This is a genomic window from Amycolatopsis sp. NPDC114478 (assembly GCF_055633805.1).
The window spans coordinates 321,128-343,631 of the sequence record NZ_JBVKDO010000007.1 but is presented as its reverse complement, the minus strand read 5'-3'; the positions used below and the strand labels follow the sequence as shown (position 1 = coordinate 343,631).

Sequence of the window (22,504 nt, the reverse complement as noted above, 5' to 3'; positions counted from 1 at the left end):
TCGCGCCACTCGCCTGCCCCCTACTCGCCGATCGGCGGTCCGCGATGAGCACCACCGCCCCGCCGCGTCCGGCCCCGAAGCGTCCTTCTTCCCAGCATCCGCTCTCCGCCTGGCGCGGCAGCCTGCTCGCGCCCGCGGCCGCCGGGATCGCGACCCTCTGCGCCGCCACCTCGGTCACCAGCGTCGTCTCGGGGCTCGCCTGGTTCGGCTACCTCTTCGTCGCCGTGCTGCTGATCGCCGCCACCGGGCTCGCGCTGCGCTCGCTGCAAGTGCCCACCGTGCTCGTCGGCCTCGGCCAGCTGGTGGTCCTGCTCTTCCTCATCACCGGCGCGTTCACCACGCACGGCATCCTGCAGGTCATCCCCGGCCCGGAAGCGTTCGGCGAGATCGGCAACACGCTTTCGGCCGCCGCCGAACAGATCCGCGTCGGGCTGCCACCGGTCGAAGGCAGCCAGCCGATCCTGTGCCTCGTGACGATCCTGATCGGCCTGGTCGCCGTCCTGGTCGACACGCTGACCGTCGCCGCCGCGGCGCCCGCCGCCACCGGGCTCGTCCTGCTCTGCGTCTACGCCGTGCCGGCCGCGCTCTCCGAGGAAATGCTGCCGTGGTGGACGTTCCTGCTCGGCGGGGCCGCGTTCGCCGGCCTGCTGGCGGTCGACGGCAACCACCGGCACCGCCGCTGGCGGACCCGGGAAGCGCCCGGGCGCAGCGGCAAGCCGGGCGTGCTGTCCGCGCCGGTCGCGGTCGTGGCCGCGGCGATCGTGCTCGGCCTGTTCGGCGGCGCTATCACCTGGGTCGGCACGGTCGGGCGGATCCCGTTCGGCAACGGCGGCGACGGCCCCGGCGCGGGCGCCGGCGGCTTCGGCATCCAGCCGTTCACCGAGCTGCGCGGCATGCTCGACCAGGGCGCCAACCGCGAGCTGTTCAAGGTCCGCGGCCTCGGCACCGACCGGCGGCTGCTGCGCGCGATGACGCTGGACACCTACTACCCCAACAAGGGCTGGGGCCTGCACGACGAAGGCCGTTCGCAGCAGGGCGTCCCGGTCGGGCCGCAGCTGCCGCCCGCACCGGGCGACGACGGCAGCGGCGCCGCGCGCCGGATCGACGTCGAGCCGGCGAGCTGGCGCGACAACTGGCTGCCGGTGTACGGCGCGCCGCGGGTCATCGACGGCGCCGCCAACGGCTACCTCTACGACCAGGTCAGCGGCACGGTCTTCACCACGCGCAGCGAGGCCCCGCCCGCGTACACCGAATACGCGTCGCTGAAGGAGCCCACGGCCCAGGAGCTGCGCGTGACCCCGCGGGTCGACGACCTGCCGCCGCGCTACACGCAGATCGACCGCGTCGACGACCGCGTCCGCGCGAAGACCCAGCAGCTGATCGCGAACCAGGCCAACGACTTCGACCGCGCGTCGGCGATCTGGCGCTACTTCACGGCGCAGAACGGGTTCGTCTACGACACGAAGACCGCGCCGGCGAACGACGCCGACGCGCTCGCCGACTTCATCCTCAACGGCAAGCGCGGCTTCTGCGAGCAGTTCGCGTCGGCGATGGCCGTGATGCTGCGGGTCGCGGGCATCCCGTCGCGGGTGGCCATCGGGTTCACGCCGGGCGTGCAGGTCAACGACTACCTGTCGATCACCACGCAGGACGCGCACGCGTGGGTCGAGGCGTACTTCGGCGACAAGGGCTGGGTGACGTTCGACCCGACGCCGCTGTCCGACGGCCGCGGCATCACCCCGTCGTACCTGCAGGCCGGGACCCAGGACGGCAACCAGCCCAACGACACGCAGGTGGCGCCGAGCACGGTCCAGTCGAGCGCGGCGCCGACGGGCGCGCCGCGTGACACCGAGCAGAACCAGCAGGCGCAGGGCCCGCAGGCGACCGACGAGGGCACGCCGCCGTGGGTGTGGTGGCTCGTGGGGGCGCTGGTCGCGCTCGCGGTGCTGACGACGGTCCTGGTGGTCGTCGGCGGGCGCCGCAGACGGCCGGACCGCGAGCCCGCGGTGACCGGGCTCGGCGCGCTGCTCAAGAACTGGCTGCCGCTGATCGCGGCGGCGTTGTGGGTGGCGGTGCTGGGCGTGCTGACCTGGCTGGTGGCGTGGTGGTTCAGCCTGATCGTGGTGCTGCTGCTGGCGGGTCTGCTGGGCCCGTCGGCCGCCCGCGACGTCGGACGGCGCCGCCGGCTGCAGGAGATCGTCGCCCAGCGCCCGGGCGCGGCGGACGCGGCGTGGTCGGAGCTGCGGGCCGAGTGCGCCGACCGCGGGCTGCCGATCCCGCCGAGCGACACGGTTCGCGTCGCGGGTCAGAAGCTGGCGGCGAAGCACCACCTGGACGACGAAGGTCGCGACGGTCTTCGCACGGTCATCGGCGTGGTCGAGAAGTCCTGGTACGGCGAGGACGGCCAGGCGGACCCGACGCTGCCGTCGGCGTTCGACCACCTGCGGCGGAGCCTGCACCGGAACGCGCCGCTGTCCTGGAAGGGCCGGCTGTTCCCGAAGTCCCTGTTCCGCGGCCGCGACTGACCCCGGGCGTCACCCGGCCGGGTGTCACCCGCTGTCACCGCGGGTGCGGCTGACGACTTGAGCACACAAAAAGATCCGCGTCCCGGCCGGGACGCGGATCTTTTCGGTCTTGCGGCGCTACTGTTCCTCGAAGCGCTGGCGGAAGCGCTCTTCCATCCGCTGGGTGAACGAGCTCCGGCGGCCCGACTGCTTGGCCCCGCGAGATCCCGATCCACCGCCCTTGCCGTCCCCGTCGGCGCCGTGCCGAATCGATGTGACGGCCAACATGACCCCGAAGAACATCACGAGGAACCCGAGCACGCTGATCAGCGGGATGTCGGCCACCCGGAACTGCGGCACCACCACGCCCAGCACCAGCAGGGCCACGCCCACTACGAACAGGGCGATGCCCTGGATACGCCGTCGGCGAGCGGGGCGACGCAACCGGGTGCCACGCACCGTGGATGCGAACTTGGGGTCCTCGGCATAGAGCTCGCGCTCGATTTGATCGAGCAGCCGCTGCTCATGCTCGGAGAGTGGCATCTTTCCTCCTCCGGCACAGCTGTCGCGGGCGCCGGGCCGCGCAACGTCCTGGACCCAACAGCCAACCCCAGGCGGGGTGGCACTGTCCAGGATACGAGGCCCGCGGCCGGACGACTACCCGATCCCGCATCCAGAAGGGATCGAATTGGGCTAAATCCTTCCGGATCGGGGTTGCGGACGGTCACCGTCGCGGGTTGTGACCGCTTAACGCCCTGCACGGCGATGTGGGGGACGGCTGGCGGAGGTGGAAATCACGCGCTGTGAACGGCGTGCCGAGGGCGCGGTGGCGGCGGTTGCCGCGGGAGCGGAGGGACGCTCCGCCGGGCTTGCTGCAGCGCGCACGGCGGCCGTGAATTGCGGGGAATGTGGGTGGATCGGCGCGGGAGCGGGAGGGCGCAGAGTTCGGGCACGCCTGGCCGGGCGCCGAGCTCGACATCAAGGAGTGCCGAGGAGGCTGCTTCGGGCCGACCGAACCCGCCCGGCCCGAACCCTCACCCCTCCCGCGGCCCCAGCAGCGAAGCGGGCCGCACGGCCGCCGAGCCGAACTTGGACCTCGCCACGTCCGCCGCCACCTCGGCGTCCCGCCACCGGGGCGCCGGGGACTCGAACACCAGCTGCTCCCCCGCCTCCCCCGTGTCGAGCCCCTCCACTCGCACCCCGATCAACCGCACCGCCCCCGTCGGCGCGTGCTCCGTGAGCAACGCCACCGCCACCGCGTGGATCTCCCGCGCCACATCCGTCGCCGACACCAGCGTCCTTGCCCTGGTGATCGTCCGGAAGTCCGCGAACCGCACCTTGATCGAAACCGTCCGCCCGCGGATCCCCCGCGCCCGCAACGTCGCCCCCACTCGCTCGGACAGCCTCAGCAGCTCCAGGCCCAGCGCTCCCCGGTCGTGCTGGTCCACGTCGAACGTGTGCTCCGCGCCGATCGACTTCTCCGGGGAATCCACCACCACCGCACGCTCGTCGACGCCGTGGGCCAGGCGGTACAGGTGCTCTCCCACCGCCGCGCCCAGCGACTTCTTCAGGCGGTCCGGCGGGAAGGCCGCCACGTCCGCGATCGTGTCCAGCCCCAGCCGGCGCAGGCTTTCCTCCGTGCGCGCGCCCACTCCCCACAGGGCCGACACCGGCAGCGGGTGCAGGAACGCCAGGGTCTCCGCCGCCGGCACCACCACCATGCCGTCCGGCTTCGCCATCCCCGACGCCAGCTTCGCGACGAACTTGACCTTCGCCACCCCCACCGAGCACGTGATCCCGTGTTCCGCCGCCACCCGGGCGCGGATCTGCGCACCCAGCGACGCCGGAGTCGCGCCCAGTCGCCGCAACGCGCCGCTGACGTCCAGGAACGCCTCGTCCAGGCTCAACGGCTCGACCAGCGGCGTCAGCTCGCGGAAGATCCCCATCACCCCGCGGGAGACTTCGCTGTAGAGCCCGCCGGTCGGCGGGATGTTGATCAGGTGCGGGCAGAGCCGCTTCGCCGTCGAGAACGGCATCGCCGAGCGCACGCCGAACTTCCGCGCCGGGTAGTTGGCCGCCGCCACGACCGCGCGCGGCCCGCCCCCGGACACCACGACCGGCTTGTCCGCCAGCTCGGGCCGGGTGCGCAGCTCGACCGACACGAAGAACGCGTCCATGTCGACGTGCAGCATCCCGCACCCGGTGTCGTCCGGTGCCGGTTCGCCCGCCCGGACCCGGAACCGGGCCATCCCGCCCGGCAGCTCAGCATTTCGCCCCACCCCGAGGACGCTACCGGGCACCACCGACAGTTTCGGACCAAGCACGACCGAGACGGCCGAAACCCGCCGGAAGGGTCAGGCGAGCCGCGCGACCGCGTGCAGCCGGCCCGCGATGTCCCGCAGCGCCGGCGACCCCGCCGCCACGCGTTCGAACTCCGCCAGCTCGTCCTCGCGGACGTCGCCGGGCACCAGGTCGGAGATCACCCGGTCGCCCTGCAGCAGCGTGACCTCCAGGCCGGCGGTCTCCAGGTCGGCACGCAGGCCCGCCGCGGAAAAACGGCGCAGGACCGTGTCGCCCGCGACGACGCCGTCGACGCTCTCGAGCAGCTGCCGCGCCTCGCCCACCCGGCCCGCCAGCGCGCGGTGCAGGACCGCCGCGTGCCGGTTCGCGACCAGCACCGACACCACGCCGCCCGGGGCGACCGCCGTGGCCAGCGCGGTGAGCACCACGGCCGGGTCGTCGACGATCTCGAGCAGCCCGTGGGCCAGCACCAGGTCGGCCGAGCCCGCCTCGACGTACCGGCCCAGCGCGTCGGAGTCGTCCGCGACGACCGTGATCAGCTCGGAGACACCCACCTCCTCGGCGCGCCGCTTCAGCGTCGCGAGGGCGTTCGGGCTCGGCTCGACGACGGTCACCCGGCAGCCCGCCGCCGCGAACGGCACCGCCCAGCCGCCGCTGCCGCCGCCCACGTCGACGACGCGGGGGTGCTCGGCGCCCCGGGCGCGAGCGGCCTCGATCTCGGCCTCGAGCACCCGGCGGACGGCGCCCGAACCCCGGGCGGCCACGGTCTCCGTCTTCATGCCGCACAGGGTAGTGCCCGCCGTCGCCCCGCTCCCGGGCTCCTCCCTTCGAGTGAACGCCCCTTGCCCGGCGGCGCCCCTCGCGCACACCCGTAGGCTGGAGAACGTGCACACGGTCGCCGTACTCAGCCTCAAGGGAGGCGTCGGCAAGACGACGGTCGCTCTCGGTATCGCGTCCGCCGCCCTGCGTAGGGGCACCCGGACGCTGGTCGTGGACCTCGACCCGCAGGGCAACGCCACGACCTCGCTCGACCCGCCGTACACCGACGCGACCCTCGCCGACGTGCTGGAAGACCCCAGCCGGGCGATGCTCGAACGCGCGATCGCGCCGAGCGTCTGGAGCGAGGACGTCGACGTCCTCGTCGGCGCCGAAGAGCTGGAAATGCTCAACGACCCGGACGCCGACCCCGAGCGCCTCGCGAACTTCTCCCGCGCGCTCGACGAGCTGCACCGCGAACCGCTGCGCGAAACGCCGTACGAGCTGGTGATCCTGGACTGCCCGCCGTCGCTGGGCCGGCTGACGAAGTCCGCGCTGGTCGGCGCGGACAGCGCGCTGATCGTGACCGAGCCGACGATCTACGCCGTCGCAGGCGCGCACCGGGCCCTCGAAGCGATCGAGAAGATCCGCAAGGAGCTCAACCCGGACCTGCGCGCGATCGGCGTCCTGGTCAACAAGCTGCGCGTGCGATCCTACGAGCACCAGTTCCGGATCGCCGAGCTGCGCGAGAACTTCGGGTCCCTGGTGATGCCGACGGCGATCACCGACCGGCTGGCCGTGCAGCAGGCCCAAGGCGCGTGCAGCCCGATCCACGAGTGGCACTCGCCCGGCGCCCAGGAGATCGCGCTGACGTTCAACATGGTGCTGGCGAAGATCCTGCGCTCCAACCGCGCGGGCCGCCACCGCATCGCCGGCGAGGAGCCCGAAGGCCCCGACTGGCCCGAAGGCCCGGCACCGGAGACCCCGGAGGCCCCCGCCGAGGTGTCCGAATCCACGGGGTGAGCCGTGCCCGAAGGTGACACCGTCTACCTCGTCGGAAAGCGCTTCGACCAGGCACTGGCGGGAAAGACGTTGCTGCGCGGCGAGTTCCGCGTGCCGCAGCTGGCCACAGTGGACCTCGCCGGGCGCGAGGTGCTCGGCGTCGGCACGGTCGGCAAGCACCTGTTCACCCGGTTCTCCGGCGACCTGACGCTTCACTCGCACCTGTTGATGGACGGCATGTGGGACGTCTACGCGGCCGGCGCGAAGTGGCGCCGGCCCGGGCACCACGCCCGCGTGATCTTCACCGCGGCGGACACGCAGGTGATCGGCTTCCGCGTCCACGACCTCAAACTCGTGGCCACACCGAAGGAAACCGACCTCGTCGCCCACCTCGGCCCGGACCTGCTCGATCCACAGTGGACCGAAGCGCACGCGGACCGCGCGGTCGCCAACCTGAGCGCCAAGCCCGAGCGGGAACTGGGCCTCGCGCTGCTCGACCAGCGTGTGATGGCCGGGGTCGGGAACCTCTACAAGTGCGAGATCGCCTTCCTGCTCGGCGTCACGCCGTGGACGCCGGTGTCCGAAGTGGACGCCGGGCGCACGGTCGCGCTCGCCCGGAAGCTGCTGCTGGCCAACGCCCGTTCCGGCCGGTTCGACCAGAGCACGACCGGCCACCTCGACCGCAACCGCAAGAACTGGGTCTACGAGCGCACCCGCCAGGGCTGCTTCCGCTGCGGCGGCAAGCTCCTGGTGCGTACGCAGGGCCACGACGTCCAGCGGCGGCCGACGTGGTTCTGCCCGAACGACCAGCACGGGCCCTACCCGCCGCAGTAGGCCGGGCGGGAGACGCTCGTGTTCGCGCTCCGCGAACGCCCCGAAGGCCTGGTGTCGTTCGGCCTGGGCGGGCCCGGCGCTGCCGGAGCACCTTGCGGCGCACCGGATCCCGCTCGAAGTCTGTCCGACGTCGAACGTCCGCACCGGGCAGGTGCCGCCTGCGAAGTGAGATTCGCGAAATGACGTTGCCGGACACCGGGATCTTCGCCTAGCGTGGCAGTACACGAGAAAGGAGGTGGTCCTAAGTTGTATTCCAACAGGACTCGTGAGGTGGCTGTCCGCTAGCGGATGGCACGTGAAGGACTTTGAGCAGCGCTACAACTGAGCCACCTTCGGCTCATCGCCTGCTTCACGTGATGCCTGATAGCGAATACCAGGCAGTCACCGTGCCCCCGGGGTTCCCGAGCACCAGTCCGGCTCGGGCTCGGACGTTTGACGGCGTCCGAGAGGCCCCCCGGGGGTTCCTTCATGCGCTCATTTGTGCAGGTCAGGCCGCCGATCGCGGCCGAACGACCGTCCGGCGATCCGACCGCCGGGTTTGCCGATCGCGGTACACCGTTCTGTCCCCCGGACGGCTGAAGGTCGCTAGCCTGGAAGCATGCTCAGGCCCGACTACCCGATCACCACGGATCGGCTGCTCCTGCGCCCGTTCACGCCCGACGACCTCGACGCGCTGAACTCCTTCCAGTCCCGCGCCGACGTCGCCCGCTACCTGTACTGGGGTCCGCGCAGCCGCGCCGAATCGGCCGCGGCGCTCGCGAAACGGGTGCACAGCTCGACGTTGACGAAGGAGGGGCAGTTCCTCGCCGTGGCGGTGGAGCTGGCCTCGACCGGGCAGCTGATCGGCGACCTGAACCTGGAGTGGCTCAGCAGCGAGCACCGGCAGGGCGAGATCGGGTTCGTCTTCCACCCGGACCACCACGGCAAGGGCCTGGCGGCCGAGGCGACGACCGAGCTGCTGCGGCTCGGCTTCGAGGATCTGGGGCTGCACCGCATCATCGGCCGCTGCGACGGCCGCAACGAGGCGTCGGCCGCGCTGATGGAACGCCTCGGGATGCGCCGCGAGGCGCACCTGAAGGAGAACGAGATCGTCAAGGGCGAGTGGACCGACGAGTTCATCTACGCGATGCTCGAGGACGAGTGGAAGGACCGCGACTGAGTGGCCGCCTTCACGCCGAGGTGACGCTCGGGTAGCGGCCCGCGGGCGGTTTGGCAGCATGGGGGCGTGCTCTTCGACAAGATCGTCCGCCCGGCGCTGTACCGGCTGTCCTACCACGACCCCGAGCTGGTGCACGAGCGCACGGTCCGCGTCCTGGCCCGGCTCGGGAAGGTCGCACCCGCTCTCGGCGGCGCCTTCCGCGTCGACGACCCCGTGACTGTGCTGGGCCTGCGGTTCCCCAACCGCGTCGGCCTCGCCGCCGGGATGGACAAGAACGGCCGCGCGCTGCCCGCGTGGGCCGCGCTCGGCTTCGGGTTCGTCGAAGTCGGCACCGTGACGCGGCTGGCGCAGCCGGGCAACCCGAAACCGCGGCTGTTCAGCCTCCCCGCCAGTGACGCCGTCATCAACCGCATGGGCTTCAACAACGACGGCGCCGAAGCCCTCGCCGCCAAGCTCGCGCGCGACGGGAAACCCGGCGTGCCGCTCGGGATCAGCATCGGCAAGTCGAAGGTCACTCCCCTCGGCGAGGCCGTCGAGGACTACCGCTTCTCCCTGCATGCGCTGCACCCGTACGCGGACTACTTCGCGATCAACGTCAGCTCGCCGAACACGCCGGGGCTGCGGCAGCTGCAGGACCGCGCCGCGCTCGCCGAGCTGCTCGGCGAGCTGCGCGCGACGTCCGTCGAGCTCGCCGGCGGCCGCACCCCGACGCCGGTGCTGGTGAAGGTCGCGCCGGACCTGACCGACGACGCCCTCGCCGAACTCCTGGAAGTCGCGCTCGAGCACGGCGTCGCCGGCATCATCGCCACCAACACCACGCTGTCGCGCGACGGCATCGCGCCGTCGGAAAGCAGCCTGGCCGGACAGGGGGGAGGCCTGTCCGGCCGGCCGCTGACCGCCCGCGCGGCGGAGGTCGTGCGGTTCGTGCGCGACCACACCGGCGGGAGCCTGCCGATCATCGGCGTCGGCGGGATCATGGGCCCGGACGACGCCGTCCGGCTGGTGGACGCCGGGGCGTCGCTCGTGCAGCTCTACACCGGGTTCGCGCTGCACGGCCCGGGCCTGGTGCGCCGGGTCAGCCGGGGGCTCGCAGCCCGGCCGTCGAGGTGAACCGGACGTACCCGCGCCAGGACTCGTAGCGGTCCAGGGCGGCTCCCTCGGCCGTCAGGCACCGGACGGCCAGGGGCGCGGTGCCGTCGTCCAGCACGACGCGGTCGAGCACGAAGGGCTCCTTCAGCGTGGCGGCGAACCGCTCGAACGCCGCCGGGGACAGGCGCCAGCGTTCGCCGTCGAGGGTGGTACTTCCCTCGAGGACGCCGGGCTGCGGTGGTTCGGTGTCCAGCAGGACCATCCGGTAGCCCTCGGTGGTCCGGACCGGTCCGGTGAACCGCGCGCCGAGCTCGGTGAGCCGGTCGTTGAGCGGCTGGCCGCGCAGGTGCGCGCCGAACACGACGACGTCCTCGCCCGGTTCCGGGTAGGGCGTCATGGGCTCGTCGGTGCAGACGGTCGCGAGGTCCAGACCGATCTGGTCCTCGAACGCCCGCGTCAGGAACGTGACGCCGAAGGGGCGCTTGTCCCCCGGCAGCACCGGAACGGTGACCGCCGCCAGGTCGAGGAGGTTCGCGAAGGCGGTGCACTCGGCCAGGCGATGCTGCACGGCGGCCGGGTCGGCCAGGGCTTCGGCCAGGTCCGGGTGATCCGGCACGGTGGGCAGCAGGAGCGCGTCCTCGAAATCGTGCTCACCGAGGACGACCGGCTCCAAGATGGCGCCGGCCGCGGTCAGCCGCTTCACCACGCCGTCGAGCGCCATCGCCGCGGCGGCGTTCAGGGGCAGGTTCTTCGGGTACGCGATGCGCGGGTGCTCGCCCGCGCCGAGGCGGACGTCGGCGGGCCAGGTGCGCGTCGGCGAGACGCCGTCCGGGCCCGTCATCAGGGCGAGCGCGCGGCGGGCGTCGACCAGGCCGGTCGCGTACACGGAGACGGCGTCGGCGGAGCGGACGCCGGTCATCGGCAGCAGGCCGCGGGTGGGCTTGAGCGCGACGACGGCGTTCAACGCGGCCGGGACCGCGCCCGCCGTGCTCAGGGCGAGGTCGACGATCCCCAGCGCGACGGCGACCGCCGCGCCGCGGCCGCCGACCTTGGTGCGGTCCCAGGCCGAGGCGACGGTTCCCGCGCCGGTCTTGCCGAGCACGACGGCCCCGGCCGCGGTGAGCCGGGAAACGATCGTGGCGCTGGCATCGGGGACCGAACGGCCGGACGGCTGCCCGGCGACGTCGATCAGCTCCGGCACGGCGAAGACCGTGCCCGCGAGCGGCAGGTCCTCCCCCGCCTTGACGCGCTCGTCGACGGCCTTCGCGTCGACGAGGACGTCCTCGACCGCGCGCAGGGTGGACCAGAGGTCGGGGCGGTCGGCTTCGGTGATGCGCTCGAAAGCCGCGATGACGCGGTGGGAAGCGGTGGGCGGGGTGGCGGGGACGGGGTCCGGATCCGGCGGGAGCGTGTTCACGGGGCGTCCTTTCCTCGGCGGTCGAGAAAGTCCACTGTGTACGGTCGGCGCCGGCGAACCTCAGTCCACGGCGGGCCTCCCGGCTAGTGACACCTCTACCTGCATGACAGAAACGTTAGGTGGCTCACGTTTCCGTCGCCACCAGTTTCCGATTACGTGCGGGTTTCGGAGCCGGGAGGTGAACAGGGCGCGACGCCGGGGTGAAACGCACGATCACGCACGCCGGGTGACGAAGATCCGGTTCGGCCGCTCGGCGGCACCCGAACGGCCGAGTTTGAGTTCCCGGGCGGCGCAACGACGGCGGAATTCGCGTGATCGGCTGTGTTTCGGCTCAGGAAAGCTCGCGCAGCGCCATCGCAAGGCCGGCGAGGCGGTCGGTGGCGTCGGTGAGGGCCTGTTTGGACGTGACGAGGCCGTCGCTCGAGGCGGCGACCGTGTGGCCGGCCGCGGCGACCAGGCCGCGGTAGCCCTCGAGACCGTCGTCGAGCTGTTCGCGGAGCTTGCCGACGGCCGCGTCCAAGGCCGCCTGCTCACGGGCCGGCGCGGAGTTGCGGCCGCGTTCGATCGCCTGGATGCGGCCGGCGAGGCCGCGCAGGGCGGCCGCGGCTTCGGCCGCGGTCTGCCGGGCGTCCGCGACGGACACTTCGGACACCGGCGTCGTGCCCACCGAGGACGGTACGGAGAGCTGCCGCAGCAGTTCGCCCAGCGACGCTTCGCACTCCGCCAGCCGTTCCATCGGCTCGCGGGCGGCGGATCCGGCGGGCGGCAGCGGCGGCGGTCCCGCCGGGGCGGACGGGAGCGGGGTGTTCTTGAGTTCGCGGAGCTTGAGTCCGCTTCGGACGCTGAACGTCCCGAAGACGACGGCGCCGGCGAACGCCATGATCGCCTGCGGCATCATCGGGGCGCCGGTGGCGCTCATCCAGCCCATCCCGGCCGCCACGGTGAGGACGCCGCACAGGATCGTCAGCATGATCCACAGCGTCATCGCGCGCGACGTCCGGCGCTTGCGGCGTTCCAGCTTCGCGGCCGGGTGGTTCCAGCGGTCCCACTTCGCGCGGGCTTCGGCGAACGCGGGCACCTGGTTGGCCATCGACGACCAGCCGGCCGTCATGTCCGGGCGGCGCACCGGCGGCCGCTGCAGCGGGTTCGGCCGGGCCCGCGGGGCTGCGGGCTTCCCGCCGGCCTGGTCGGCCGGCGGGAAGTACTTCTGCACCTTCTGGAGCTTCTCCTGGGCGCGCACGGCGTAGTCGGGCAGCTTCTCGATGTGCTTCTCCAGCTTCGCGCTGAACTCGCTGAAGTCGCGTCGTCTGCCCTGCTGCCCCATGCTCGCCCCCTTCGACTGCCGGCCGGCGTCAGGCCGGGTTCTTGCCGTGCTCGGCCTGCACGCGCGCCTGGATCTCGCGCTGGATGTCGGCCGAGCTGCTGGCCGGCTGCTGGGCCGCCTTGCCGCCGTCGGTCACCTGGGCGACCGAGTCACCGTGCATCGAGGCCCGGATCTGCTGCAGCCGCGACTGGCCGGCCAGCTGCGTGGTGGAGGCCTGGACCTCCATCATGCGCCCCTGGACCGAGTTCTGCGCCAGCTCCGCCGAGCCCAGCGCCGTGGTGTAGCGCTTCTCGATCTTGTCGCGGACCTCTTCCAGCGACGGCGTGTTGCCCGGCGCGGCCAGCTGGCTCATCTGGTTCAGCGAAGCGGAGACCTGCTCCTGCATCTTCGCCTGCTCCAGCTGCGAGAGCAGCTTCGTACGCTCGGCCAGCTTCTGCTGCAGCATCTGCGAGTTGCGCTCCACGGCCTTCTTGGCCTGGGCCGCGGCCTGCAGCGACTGGTCGTGCAGCGTCTTCAGGTCCTCGATGTTCTGCTCGGCCGTGACGAGCTGCGTCGCGAAGCTCTCCGCGGCGTTCTCGAACTCGGTCGCCTTCTGCTCGTCACCCTTGGAGCGGGCCTCGTCCGCGAGGACGAGCGCCTGCCGGGTCGAGGCCTGCAGCTTCTCGACGTCGCCGAGCTGCCGGTTGAGCTTCATCTCCAGCTGCCGCTGGTTGCCGATCACGGAGGCGGCCTGCTGCGTCAGCGCCTGGTGGTTGCGCTGCGCCTCCTCGATGGCCTGCTGGATCTGTACCTTCGGGTCGGCGTGCTCGTCGATCTTCGACGAGAACGCCGCCATCATGTACTTCCAGAACTTCACGAACGGGTTGGCCATCTCCTCCGCCTGCCTTCTTGCGTCCCACGGGCCTAGGTCCTCGGGGTGGGGCGTCACTCCCCTGCACATGCAACGCACCGACCCCGGCGTTGGGTTCCATCGTGTCAGGTCGGCCACGTCCGTTCCAGGCGACCCCGGGGGATTTCAGGGTTCGCCCCTGATCACCCCCGGAGTCGGCGGCCCGCCTTCCGGCGATCGAACCACGCCGTGACCACGCTTCACGCACCGTCACCCGCGAGGGGCCGAGGCGTACAAGCGCGGACGCGACGCTCAAGTAACGCGAACGGCCCCGGGCAGGTTGCCCGGGGCCGTCGTCTTGCGCTCTTCGCTCCTAAGCGGCGATCGTGGAAGCCAGCTTGGGCTGCCCGATCGTCGTCCGCAACGTCGTGTTCATCCTCGGCGCCGGGGAAACCCGCAGGTCGGCGAGGTCGTTCCCGATCAGCTCGGACATCAGGCGACCGCCTTCGATGCCGGCCGCCGCGGTCTCGGCGCCCCTCTTCTCCCGGGGCGCGCCTTCCACGATCCGCTCGTCGACCGGTGCGACCTCGACGTTGTCGAGGGCCGAAACGTCCGCCGCCACGTGGTGCAGCAGCTCGCCGAGCGGAAGGTCCAGGGCCTGGCAGATGGACGCGAGCAGCTCGCTCGACGCCTCCTTCTGGCCCCGCTCCACCTCCGAGAGGTAGCCGAGGCTGACCCTGGCGGCGCGGGAGATGTCGCGCAGCGTACGACGCTGGTTGGTGCGGGCATGACGGAGCCGATCACCGATCGCCTCACGCAACAGCACGGTCATCACGCGCCTCCCTTCCGAACAAGTACCCCCTACGTTACCCAGAGCGGCGCCCCGGGCGCAGGAGTTGGTGTGTCCGTACGCCAAGGGCGAACGCGTGTTTCACGCCAAATGTTCCCCGAGCAGGGCAAACGCCGCCCGGACCGATTCGGTCCTGATCAAGTCGCGGCCGCCGGACAAGGCCAGCGTACGGACTGTGACAACCGAGGCTTCGCCTCGGGTCGGGGGCTCCGCCACCCGAGCCCCCGAAAGACGCGGTGTGCGTGTTCCCGGCCCGGCAAGCCCGACGTACACCGTGCCCGGAGCCACGCCGTCCTGGGGCGAGGGCCCGGCCACACCGGTCAGCCCGAGGCCCCAGGTCGCCCCGCAGCGGTCGCGCGCGCCCTCGGCCAGCTGGGCGGCGACCTCCGGGTGCACGGCGCCGTGCTCGGCCAGCAGGCCCGCGTCGACCCCGGCCAGCGCGGTCTTCAGCTCGGTGGCGTAGACGACCAGGCCGCCGCGCAGGACCGCGCTCGCGCCGGGCACCGTCGCGAGGGTCGCGCAGACCAGACCAGCGGTCAGCGACTCGGCGGCCGCGACGGTCTCACCCCGCGCGGTCAGGGCCGCGACCAGGGCCTTTTCGTCCACTCTCAGCTCCCGGTGACGCGGCGCCCGGCCGCGCGCAGCCGCAGGGCCCGGACCAGGTAGTCGACGCCGGTCACCACGGTCAGCACCAGGGCCAGGCCCATCAGCGCCCAGCGGACCGGGTCCGCGCCCGCGGGCAGCGGCAGCAGGTACGCCACGATCGCGGCGATCTGGGCCATCGTCTTGGCCTTGCCGCCGCGGCTGGCCGGGATCACGCCGTGGCGGATCACCCAGAACCGCAGCAGCGTGACGCCGATCTCGCGGACGGCGATGACGATCGTGACCCACCAGCCCAGCTCGCCGAGGACGCTCAGCCCCACCAGCGCGGCGCCGGTCAGCGCCTTGTCCGCGATCGGGTCGGCGATCTTGCCGAAGTCGGTGATCAGGCCGTACTTGCGGGCCACCCAGCCGTCGAGCTGGTCGGTGAAGGAGGCGACGGCGAACAGGCCGGTCGCGATCGCGCGCCAGGTGGTGTCGTGGCCGTCGCCGGTGAACAGCGCGACGACGAACAGCGGGACCAGGACCAGCCGGGAGAGCGTCAGCAGGTTGGCGACGTTGAGCGTGGGGACGGGGGTCGCCACCGGGACCTGGGCGGGGCCGTCGTGGGCCGTGCCCTCGTCGGCGGCGTCGCTGGGGAGCGCACTCACCGGTCGGCGTCCGGTACCGCGCGGACGATCAGGTCCACGCCCGCCGAGTCGACGACCTCGCAACGCAGGAAGTCACCGACCTCGGTCTTCTCCGGCGCGTCGAGGATGACGCACTCGCCGTCGACCTCGGGCGCCTGGTGCGCGGCGCGGCCGGTGAGCTCGCCGTCGTCGTCCAGCTCGACGAGGACGTCGACGAAGGTGCCGATCCGGTCCTCGGCGCGCTGCGCGGTCAGCTCCTCGACCAGCGCGGAGATCCGGGTGACCCGCTTCGCCACTTCGTCGGCGTCGAGCTTGCCGTCGAAGCCCTCGGCTTCGGTGCCGTCCTCGTCCGAGTAGCCGAAGACGCCGACCGCGTCGAGGCGCGCGCCGGTCAGGAAGCGTTCCAGCTCGGAGAGGTCGTGCTCGGTCTCGCCGGGGAAGCCGACGATGACGTTGGTGCGGATGCCCGCCTCGGGCGCGTACTCGCGGATCTGCTCGCACAGCGCCAGGAACGAGTCGGTCGAGCCGAACCGGCGCATCCGGCGCAGCACCTGCTCGCTGGAGTGCTGGAAGGACAGGTCGAAGTACTCGGCGACACCCGGCGTGGTCGCGATGGCCTTGACCAGCTGCGGGCGCGTCTCGGCCGGCTGCAGGTAGGAGACGCGGACGCGCTCGATGCCGTCGATCTCCGCCAGCCGCGGCAGCAGCCGCTCCAGCGCGGTGGCGCCGTCGCGGCCGAAGTCCTTGCCGTAGGACGTCGAGTTCTCGCTGACCAGGAACAGCTCCTTGACGCCGTGCTCGGCCAGCCACATCGCCTCGGCGACGACCTCGTCCGGCTGCCGCGAGACGAACGAGCCGCGGAACGACGGGATCGCGCAGAACGAGCAGCGCCGGTCGCAGCCGGAGGCGATCTTCAGCGCGGCCACCGGCGAGTCGTCGAGCCGCGTGCGCAGCACCCGCGGGCCCCAGCCGTGCTGCGCGTGGCCCGGGACCTCGACGTTCTCCGCGGCGGCGGGCCGCTGGACCGGGCTGATCGGCAGCAGCTTGCGCCGGTCGCCGGGGGTGTGCGAGGCGACCTTGCGGCCCGCGACGACGTCGTCGAGCCGGTCGGAGAGCTCGGCGTAGTGGTCGAAGCCCAGCACCGCGTCGGCCTCGGGGAGGCTGTCGGCGAGCTCGTTGCCGTAGCGCTCGGCCATGCAGCCGACCGCGACGACCTTCTTGCCGGTGTCCGAGGCCGCCAGCAGCGTGTCGACGGAGTCCTTCTTGGCCGACTCGACGAAGCCGCAGGTGTTGACCACCACGACGTCGGAGTCCTCCGGATCGGCCGCCAGCTCCCAGCCGCCGGCCGCCAGCCGGCCCGCCAGCTCCTCCGAGTCGACCTCGTTGCGGGCGCAGCCCAGGGTCAGCAGGGAGACGCGTCGGGTGGCGGCGGAGTCAGTGGCAGGAGAAGGCACGACGTTCAGGGTAGCCGCCGGTCCCGGGCGGGCCGACGACGGCGTAGCCCGGTCGTGTCGGCGCCCCGGCGCGGCGATGTGGCAATGTTGACGATCGTGCCGTCCGCCTCCCCCGCCGTCCGCCGCGCGCGGATCGCCGACGTCCGCAAGATCAAGGGCCTGGTCGACTCCGACGCCGGGCGCGTCCTCCTGGAGAAGGACCTGGTCACGCTGTACGAAGCGGTCCAGGAGTTCTGGGTCGCCGAGGTGGACGGCGAGGTCGTCGGCGCGGCCGCGCTGCACGTGCTCTGGGAGGACATCGCCGAGCTGCGGACCGTGGTGGTCGACAAGGCCGTCCGCGGCCAGGGCGTCGGCCGGGTGCTGGTCGCCCGGCTGATCGACGAGGCCCGTGAGCTGGGTCTCAGGCGGCTGTTCGTGCTGACGTTCGAGACGAGCTTCTTCCAGGGCCACGGGTTCGTCGAGATCCAGGGCACGCCGGTGTCGCACGAGGTGTTCGAGGAGATGCGGCGCTCGCACGACACCGGTGTCGCCGAGTTCCTCGACCTCCCCTACGTCAAGCCGAACACCCTGGGCAATTCGCGAATGCTGCTGGAACTCTGAGCACCCCTAAGTCTGAAGGTTTCCCCTTAACCTCGTTACCGGCGGTGACGCGCGCCACCGCGGTGTCCCACGATGATCAGGTCAATTCCCCACCTGATCAGCAAGGAACGCACAAGATGCGCACGACTCTGCGGAACCTGGGGGCCACCATCGCGGTGGCCGCGACTGTCGGCGGGAGCGCCCTGCTGGGCGCCGGCACGGCGGCGGCGGTCGACATCCCGACCGTGACCGACCAGTACCTGTTCCACACGTCGCTCTCGAGCTTCGAGACGATCCGGGGCCAGGCCCCCTACAACGGCCAGCTCGACTGGTCCTCCGACGGCTGCTCGTGGGCTCCGGACAACCCGTTCGGCTGGAAGTTCCTCCCGGGCTGCCACCGCCACGACTTCGGGTACCGCAACTACAAGAAGCAGGGCCGCTTCACCGAGGCGAACCGGTTGAAGATCGACGACAACCTGTACTCCGACCTCAAGAGCGCCTGCGGGTCCAACATCGCCTGCAAGGGCGCGGCGTGGACGTACTACGAGGCCGTCCGCAAGTTCGGCGGCTGAGCCCGGCGGCCCGGGCCGCGCAACCGGCCCGGGCCCGTCAGGATGGGTGCATGGACATCGACCACCTGCTCAGCACGACCCGCGCGGTCCGCCGGAAGCTCGACCTCGACCGGCCGGTCGAACCCGAGGTCATCGAGGAGTGCCTGAACCTGGCACTGCAGGCGCCGACGCCCGGCAACGTCCAGGCCTGGCGCTGGCTCGTGGTGCGCGACCAGGACGTGAAGAACCGGCTCGGCGCGATCTTCCGCGAGGTCGGCGAGGCCTACCTGGCGGAACGGGCGAGTGCCGCGCCTTCGCGGGCGCTGGCCTCCGGGCGGCACTTGATCGACGTGATCGAGCGCGTCCCGGTGTTCGTGATCCCGGTCGTGGCCGGCCGCCCGGCCGGGGACAACGCGGTCGACGCGGCCTTCTACGGCGGCATCTTCCCGGCGGTGTGGAGTTTCCAGCTGGCGCTGCGCTCGCGCGGGCTGGGTTCGACGCTCACGACGTACCACCTGGCGCGGGAGGCCGAAGCCGCGGAGATCCTCGGCATCCCGGACGGCCACACGCAGGTCGGGCTGCTGCCGGTGGCGTACACGACGGTGCCGGACTTCAAGCCGGCGCCGCGCACACCGCTGTCCGAAGTGGCCTACCTCGACCACTGGGGCACGCCCCTCAGCTGACCCGGACGGTCGCCTCCAGGCCGTCCTCACTCACCGACACCAGCTCGACGCGGCTGGCGGCGAACGAGGTCGCCTGCGGGCCGGTCCGGGGGCCGCTGTGCAGCTCGGCCGTCGTGCTCTCGCCGCGGCCCGGCTCGCGCAACACGAACGCCAGCGTCGCCTCGCCCTGCCAGAAGCACGTCATGTTCGGACGGCAGCGGGAGTCCGAGACCATCCGCGTGTAGCGGACCGTCAGGTCCTTCCCCCGGACCGCGGCCTCCTGGCCGACGCGCAGGGTGACGTCACCGCGGGGCGCGGTGCTGACGGTCGACGGCGCCGGCGGCCGGGCCGGCACCGGCTGCCCGGCCGCGACCGAGCTCCCGGCGCCCACCGCGACGACGGCGATGGCGAACAGTCCGGCGGCGATGCGCTGCGGGTCCATGCGCTCAGGACGGAACGGACCCGGCGGCGGGTTGCACTACTCGTCGTCCGCGTCGGACGGCGACGGGTCGCCACCGCGGATCAGGTACAGGACCGAGTCCAGCTCCTCCGGCTTGATCAGCACGTCACGGGCCTTCGAGCCCTCCGACGGCCCGACGATCCCCCGGCTCTCCAGCAGGTCCATCAGGCGCCCCGCCTTGGCGAACCCGACCCGCAGCTTGCGCTGCAGCATCGACGTCGAGCCGAACTGGGACGTCACGATCAGCTCGGCCGCCTGCAGCAGGACGTCGAGGTCGTCGCCGATGTCCGGGTCGATCTCCTTCTTCTCGCCGGCCTTCTGCGCGGTGACGCCGTCCTGGTAGTCCGGCTGCGCCTGCTCCTTGGCGTAGTTGACGACCGCCGCGATCTCTTCGTCGCCGACGAACGCGCCCTGGATGCGGACCGGTTTCCCGGCGCCCATCGGCAGGTAGAGCGCGTCACCCATGCCGATCAGCTTCTCCGCGCCCGGCTGGTCGAGGATGACGCGAGAGTCGGTCAGCGACGACGTCGCGAAGGCCAGCCGCGAGGGCACGTTCGTCTTGATCAGGCCGGTCACGACGTCGACCGACGGCCGCTGCGTGGCCAGGACCAGGTGGATGCCCGCGGCGCGGGCCTTCTGGGTGATCCGGACGATCGCGTCCTCGACGTCGCGCGGGGCGGTCATCATCAGGTCGGCGAGCTCGTCGACGATCGCCATGATGTACGGGTACGGCCGGTACTCGCGCTCGGACCCCGGCGGCGCGGTGATCTCGCCGGACTTGACCTTCTTGTTGTAGTCGTCGATGTGCCGGACCTTGTTGACCTGCATGTCCTGGTAGCGCTGTTCCATCTCCTCCACCAGCCAGGCCAGCGCGGCGGCGGCCTTCTTGGGCTGGGTGATGATGGGCGTGATCAGGTGCGGGATGCCCTCGTACGGCGTCAGCTCGACCATCTTCGGGTCGATCAGGATCATCCGGCACTCGTCCGGCGTCGCGCGGGCGAGCAGCGACACCAGCATCGAGTTGACGAAGCTCGACTTACCGGAACCGGTGGACCCGGCGACCAGCAGGTGGGGCATCTTCGTCAGGTTCGCGGTGACGAAGTGGCCCTCGATGTCCTTGCCGAGGCCGATCACCATCGGGTGGTTGTCCTTGACCGTGGACGGCGCGCGCAGGACGTCACCCAGGCGGACCATCTCGCGGTCGGAGTTCGGCACCTCGATGCCGACCGCGGACTTGCCCGGGATCGGCGCCAGCAGCCGGACGTTGTCGGTCGCGACGGCGTAGGCGATGTTCTTGGTCAGCGCGGTGATCTTCTCGACCTTCACACCCGGGCCGAGCTCGACCTCGTAGCGCGTGACCGTCGGGCCGCGGGTGAAGCCGGTGACCTGCGCGTCGACGTTGAACTGCTCCAGCACGCCGGTGATCGCCTCGATCATGGCGTCGTTGGCCTTGCTGCGGGACTTCGGCGCGTCGCCGAGCTTCAGCAGGTCGGGCGGCGGGAGCTGGTAGTCGCCCTCGACGGTCCGGGTGACGGCCAGCGGCGGTTCCGGTGCCTTCTTCGGCTTCTTCTCGGGCACCTCGGCCGGCTTGGGCACGGGCTTCGGGGGCTTGATCGGCGTCGGCACCTCGGCCAGGGCGGCGTCGATGTCGAGCTGCTCGGGGTTGGCGTCGGCGGCCTGCCGGCGGCGCGACGGCTTGCGCAGGCGCGCCGACTTCGGGTCCGCCTCGGTGACGGTCTCCTCGTCGGTCGCGAAGCCGGACTTCTGCTGCTCGGCCTCGGCGAGCTCGTCCTCGTCGAGGCCCCAGTTGCGCAGGCGGTGCGGGATCTCGCGGACGGGGGTGCCGGTGAAGACGAGCACGCCGAAGACCAGCGCGAGGATGAGCAGGGGCACGGCGACCCAGGTCGTGACGCCCATGGTGAGCAGGCCGCCGGAGAAGGCGCCGATGATGCCGCCGGCGTACATGCGGCCGTCGTTGGTCGCCGGGAGCGCGGTGAAGATGTGCAGCATCCCGAGCACGGACAGGACGACCATGATCGTGCCGATGACCATCCGCGGCCGGGTCTCCGCGTGCGGTTCGGACCGCATCAGCGCGACGGCGACGACCACGAGGACCAGCGGCAGTGTCACGGCCCCGGCGCCGAGGACGGTCCGGGTGGCGATCTCGACCCCGGCCCCGATCGGCCCGGCGGCCCGCCACCAGACCCCGACGGCCGCGACGATGGCCAGGGCGATCAGGCCCAGGGCGACGCCGTCGCGGCGGTGTTCGGGCTCCAGCTCGCGGGTGCGGCCGACCGTCCTGGCCAGCGTGCCGATGCCCTTGGCCAGCAGGTTCCAGGTGCCGCGGACGCCCTTGCCGAAGATCCCCGGCGTCTTGCGGCGCGAGCGGGGAGCCGGCTTGCGGGCGGCTGGGCGGGACTTCGCGGGTGTACGCGGCTTACGCGCCGCTGCTCCCTTCGCGCCGCTACTCGTGCTTCGCTTCCTCGTCGCCGACCCAGCCATGCCGTCAACGGTAACCGGCCGTCGGCGTTCGTCCCATGCGCCACTCTCGGCCCAGGGTGAACTTCTGCCTCACACCGGGCCTTGAGCGGCCATCCGGGTGAACCAGATCGGCGCCCGCCACCGCGTGAACCGATTCGGCCAGTGCGCATCCGGGTGAATCCGGCGTCTGCCATGCTCTGCCCCATGGTCGCGCTGCACTCCGACAACACCTCCCGCCGGGCCCCCGCCATCTGGCGGACCATGCTGAACATCGACCGCGGGCTGGTGAACCTCGTCGGGCGGCTCACCGTGTCCGGTCGGATCCCAGCGCAGCTGCGCGGCAAGCCGCTGCTGATGACCGCGAACCACATCGGCGTCTTCGACGCGTTCGTGCTGATGGCGGCGTGCAAGCGGATCGGCATCAACCCGCGGTTCATGCTGGCCGGCGGCATCCTCGACGCCCCGGTCATCGGCCCGGCGCTGCGGGTCAGCGGGCACCTGCGGGTCGACCGGAAGGTCGCCGCGACGGCCGTCGGGCAGTTCGCGGAGGCCGTCGAGGCGCTGAAGACCACGCGCGAGCCGATCATCGTCTACCCCGAGGGCCGGATCAGCCACGACCCGGGCCTGTGGCCGGAGCGCGGCAAGACCGGCGCGGCCCGGCTGGCCCTCGCGTCGGGCGTGCCGGTGATCCCGATCAGCCAGTGGGGCGCGCACGAGGCCGTCTACTGGGGCACCGAGACCGTCAACGGCCCGGCCGACCTCGTCCCGCTCGCCCGGTCCGGGCTCAGCGCTCCCCTGCGCCGGCCGAAGTTCCGGGTGCACTTCGGCGACCCGGTCGACCTGTCGGACGTCGAGCCGGAGCGGCCCGGCGCCGGCGTGCGCGCGCACGCGAAGATCATGCAGGCGATCACCGACGGCCTCGTCCCGCTGCGCGCGGGCGAGCTGGACCGGCCGAAGTTCCACGACCCGACGCGCCCGACCGACACGGTCAGCCCCTGGAAGCCGAAGTCCGGATCCTGAGAC

21 protein-coding genes and 1 pseudogene are annotated in these 22,504 nt (G+C 72.0%); 10 read left to right on the top strand and 12 right to left on the bottom strand.

Annotated elements, in window-relative coordinates; all coding sequences use genetic code 11:
- Nucleotides 1-44 precede the first annotated feature (44 nt).
- Complete coding sequence (locus tag ACZ7OH_RS22105) at nt 45-2,525, top strand: transglutaminase TgpA family protein (RefSeq protein ID WP_470282471.1); 2,481 nt, start codon at nt 45-47, stop codon at nt 2,523-2,525.
- Nucleotides 2,526-2,642: 117 nt separating this feature from the next.
- Here ACZ7OH_RS22105 and ACZ7OH_RS22100 read toward each other — a convergent pair whose 3' ends face one another.
- The 3 genes from ACZ7OH_RS22100 to ACZ7OH_RS22090 form a co-directional block, all read right to left on the bottom strand.
- Entirely contained in the window at nt 2,643-3,047 is a 405-nt protein-coding gene (locus tag ACZ7OH_RS22100; protein WP_372666942.1) for a DUF3040 domain-containing protein, read from the bottom strand.
- Between the two features lie 491 nt (nt 3,048-3,538).
- Nucleotides 3,539-4,753 (bottom strand): DNA polymerase IV, encoded by a 1,215-nt coding sequence (gene dinB / locus ACZ7OH_RS22095; protein ID WP_470282605.1) that lies wholly within the window; start codon nt 4,751-4,753, stop codon nt 3,539-3,541.
- A gap of 105 nt (nt 4,754-4,858) precedes the next feature.
- Nucleotides 4,859-5,584, bottom strand: coding sequence for a methyltransferase domain-containing protein (locus ACZ7OH_RS22090; protein WP_470282470.1), 726 nt, complete (start codon nt 5,582-5,584; stop codon nt 4,859-4,861).
- Between the two features lie 106 nt (nt 5,585-5,690).
- On the opposite strand from ACZ7OH_RS22090, the gene ACZ7OH_RS22085 reads away from it, so the two are divergent.
- The 5 genes and pseudogenes from ACZ7OH_RS22085 to ACZ7OH_RS22065 all read left to right on the top strand — a co-directional run bounded on the left by ACZ7OH_RS22085 (nt 5,691) and on the right by ACZ7OH_RS22065 (nt 9,666).
- Nucleotides 5,691-6,584 (top strand): ParA family protein, encoded by an 894-nt coding sequence (locus ACZ7OH_RS22085; protein WP_470282469.1) that lies wholly within the window; start codon nt 5,691-5,693, stop codon nt 6,582-6,584.
- 3 nt (nt 6,585-6,587) lie between these two features.
- A complete protein-coding gene (locus tag ACZ7OH_RS22080) occupies nt 6,588-7,397 on the top strand; it encodes a DNA-formamidopyrimidine glycosylase family protein (RefSeq protein WP_470282468.1) in 810 nt (269 codons plus the stop codon).
- A pseudogene (locus tag ACZ7OH_RS22075) lies at nt 7,398-7,551 on the top strand (adenosine deaminase); the annotation flags it as partial. It abuts the gene before it with no gap.
- A gap of 444 nt (nt 7,552-7,995) precedes the next feature.
- Nucleotides 7,996-8,556: a GNAT family N-acetyltransferase gene (locus ACZ7OH_RS22070; protein ID WP_470282467.1), complete on the top strand. Its 561-nt coding sequence runs from the start codon at nt 7,996-7,998 to the stop codon at nt 8,554-8,556.
- Nucleotides 8,557-8,622: 66 nt separating this feature from the next.
- A complete protein-coding gene (locus tag ACZ7OH_RS22065) occupies nt 8,623-9,666 on the top strand; it encodes a quinone-dependent dihydroorotate dehydrogenase (RefSeq protein WP_470282466.1) in 1,044 nt (347 codons plus the stop codon).
- Here the strand turns inward: ACZ7OH_RS22065 and ACZ7OH_RS22060 are convergent.
- From ACZ7OH_RS22060 to rimO, 7 genes are all read right to left on the bottom strand, one after another.
- Nucleotides 9,632-11,062: an allophanate hydrolase-related protein gene (locus tag ACZ7OH_RS22060; protein WP_470282465.1), complete on the bottom strand. Its 1,431-nt coding sequence runs from the start codon at nt 11,060-11,062 to the stop codon at nt 9,632-9,634. The genes ACZ7OH_RS22065 and ACZ7OH_RS22060 overlap by 35 nt on opposite strands.
- A gap of 331 nt (nt 11,063-11,393) precedes the next feature.
- On the bottom strand, nt 11,394-12,386 hold the full coding sequence (gene pspM, locus ACZ7OH_RS22055) for a phage shock envelope stress response protein PspM (RefSeq protein ID WP_470282464.1): 993 nt from the start codon (nt 12,384-12,386) through the stop codon (nt 11,394-11,396).
- Between the two features lie 28 nt (nt 12,387-12,414).
- Nucleotides 12,415-13,257: a PspA/IM30 family protein gene (locus ACZ7OH_RS22050; protein WP_470282463.1), complete on the bottom strand. Its 843-nt coding sequence runs from the start codon at nt 13,255-13,257 to the stop codon at nt 12,415-12,417.
- A 331-nt stretch (nt 13,258-13,588) separates the two neighbouring features.
- The gene (locus ACZ7OH_RS22045; RefSeq protein ID WP_470282462.1) at nt 13,589-14,047 is read right to left on the bottom strand and encodes a helix-turn-helix domain-containing protein; all 459 of its coding nucleotides are present in this window, start codon (nt 14,045-14,047) and stop codon (nt 13,589-13,591) included.
- Nucleotides 14,048-14,146: 99 nt separating this feature from the next.
- Nucleotides 14,147-14,671 carry a CinA family protein gene (locus tag ACZ7OH_RS22040; RefSeq protein WP_470282461.1) on the bottom strand — a complete coding sequence of 175 codons (525 nt, stop codon included), beginning with the start codon at nt 14,669-14,671 and terminating at the stop codon, nt 14,147-14,149.
- A 2-nt stretch (nt 14,672-14,673) separates the two neighbouring features.
- A complete protein-coding gene (gene pgsA, locus ACZ7OH_RS22035; protein WP_470282460.1) occupies nt 14,674-15,315 on the bottom strand; it encodes a CDP-diacylglycerol--glycerol-3-phosphate 3-phosphatidyltransferase in 642 nt (213 codons plus the stop codon).
- On the bottom strand, nt 15,312-16,748 hold the full coding sequence (gene rimO, locus ACZ7OH_RS22030; RefSeq protein ID WP_470282459.1) for a 30S ribosomal protein S12 methylthiotransferase RimO: 1,437 nt from the start codon (nt 16,746-16,748) through the stop codon (nt 15,312-15,314). Before rimO ends, pgsA begins: the two co-directional genes overlap by 4 nt.
- 84 nt (nt 16,749-16,832) lie before the next feature.
- Between rimO and ACZ7OH_RS22025 the strand changes: the two genes are divergently transcribed.
- From ACZ7OH_RS22025 to ACZ7OH_RS22015, 3 genes are all read left to right on the top strand, one after another.
- Nucleotides 16,833-17,348 carry an amino-acid N-acetyltransferase gene (locus ACZ7OH_RS22025; protein ID WP_470282458.1) on the top strand — a complete coding sequence of 172 codons (516 nt, stop codon included), beginning with the start codon at nt 16,833-16,835 and terminating at the stop codon, nt 17,346-17,348.
- A gap of 116 nt (nt 17,349-17,464) precedes the next feature.
- Nucleotides 17,465-17,899 carry a phospholipase gene (locus tag ACZ7OH_RS22020; RefSeq protein WP_470282457.1) on the top strand — a complete coding sequence of 145 codons (435 nt, stop codon included), beginning with the start codon at nt 17,465-17,467 and terminating at the stop codon, nt 17,897-17,899.
- Nucleotides 17,900-17,949: 50 nt separating this feature from the next.
- On the top strand, nt 17,950-18,561 hold the full coding sequence (locus tag ACZ7OH_RS22015; protein ID WP_470282456.1) for a nitroreductase family protein: 612 nt from the start codon (nt 17,950-17,952) through the stop codon (nt 18,559-18,561).
- Here the strand turns inward: ACZ7OH_RS22015 and ACZ7OH_RS22010 are convergent.
- Together ACZ7OH_RS22010 and ACZ7OH_RS22005 are read right to left on the bottom strand one after the other, a co-directional pair.
- Entirely contained in the window at nt 18,554-18,982 is a 429-nt protein-coding gene (locus ACZ7OH_RS22010) for a hypothetical protein (protein ID WP_470282455.1), read from the bottom strand. The genes ACZ7OH_RS22015 and ACZ7OH_RS22010 overlap by 8 nt on opposite strands.
- A 36-nt stretch (nt 18,983-19,018) precedes the next feature.
- Complete coding sequence (locus tag ACZ7OH_RS22005) at nt 19,019-21,502, bottom strand: DNA translocase FtsK (RefSeq protein ID WP_470282454.1); 2,484 nt, start codon at nt 21,500-21,502, stop codon at nt 19,019-19,021.
- A 183-nt stretch (nt 21,503-21,685) separates the two neighbouring features.
- On the opposite strand from ACZ7OH_RS22005, the gene ACZ7OH_RS22000 reads away from it, so the two are divergent.
- Nucleotides 21,686-22,501: a lysophospholipid acyltransferase family protein gene (locus tag ACZ7OH_RS22000; protein WP_470282453.1), complete on the top strand. Its 816-nt coding sequence runs from the start codon at nt 21,686-21,688 to the stop codon at nt 22,499-22,501.
- Nucleotides 22,502-22,504 lie beyond the last annotated feature (3 nt).

What these genes read in the sequence shown, in the direction of transcription:
- ACZ7OH_RS22020 (WP_470282457.1), top strand. Translation starts at nt 17,465, where the DNA reads ATGCGCACGACTCTGCGGAACCTGGGGGCCACCATCGCGGTGGCCGCG.
- ACZ7OH_RS22070 (WP_470282467.1), top strand. Translation starts at nt 7,996, where the DNA reads ATGCTCAGGCCCGACTACCCGATCACCACGGATCGGCTGCTCCTGCGC.
- ACZ7OH_RS22015 (WP_470282456.1), top strand. Translation starts at nt 17,950, where the DNA reads ATGGACATCGACCACCTGCTCAGCACGACCCGCGCGGTCCGCCGGAAG.
- ACZ7OH_RS22100 (WP_372666942.1), bottom strand. Translation starts at nt 3,047, where the DNA reads ATGCCACTCTCCGAGCATGAGCAGCGGCTGCTCGATCAAATCGAGCGC.
- ACZ7OH_RS22090 (WP_470282470.1), bottom strand. Translation starts at nt 5,584, where the DNA reads ATGAAGACGGAGACCGTGGCCGCCCGGGGTTCGGGCGCCGTCCGCCGG.
- dinB (WP_470282605.1), bottom strand. Translation starts at nt 4,753, where the DNA reads ATGGCCCGGTTCCGGGTCCGGGCGGGCGAACCGGCACCGGACGACACC.
- pspM (WP_470282464.1), bottom strand. Translation starts at nt 12,386, where the DNA reads ATGGGGCAGCAGGGCAGACGACGCGACTTCAGCGAGTTCAGCGCGAAG.
- ACZ7OH_RS22025 (WP_470282458.1), top strand. Translation starts at nt 16,833, where the DNA reads ATGTTGACGATCGTGCCGTCCGCCTCCCCCGCCGTCCGCCGCGCGCGG.
- ACZ7OH_RS22105 (WP_470282471.1), top strand. Translation starts at nt 45, where the DNA reads ATGAGCACCACCGCCCCGCCGCGTCCGGCCCCGAAGCGTCCTTCTTCC.
- ACZ7OH_RS22000 (WP_470282453.1), top strand. Translation starts at nt 21,686, where the DNA reads ATGGTCGCGCTGCACTCCGACAACACCTCCCGCCGGGCCCCCGCCATC.
- ACZ7OH_RS22050 (WP_470282463.1), bottom strand. Translation starts at nt 13,257, where the DNA reads ATGGCCAACCCGTTCGTGAAGTTCTGGAAGTACATGATGGCGGCGTTC.
- ACZ7OH_RS22005 (WP_470282454.1), bottom strand. Translation starts at nt 21,502, where the DNA reads ATGGCTGGGTCGGCGACGAGGAAGCGAAGCACGAGTAGCGGCGCGAAG.
- ACZ7OH_RS22045 (WP_470282462.1), bottom strand. Translation starts at nt 14,047, where the DNA reads ATGACCGTGCTGTTGCGTGAGGCGATCGGTGATCGGCTCCGTCATGCC.
- ACZ7OH_RS22010 (WP_470282455.1), bottom strand. Translation starts at nt 18,982, where the DNA reads ATGGACCCGCAGCGCATCGCCGCCGGACTGTTCGCCATCGCCGTCGTC.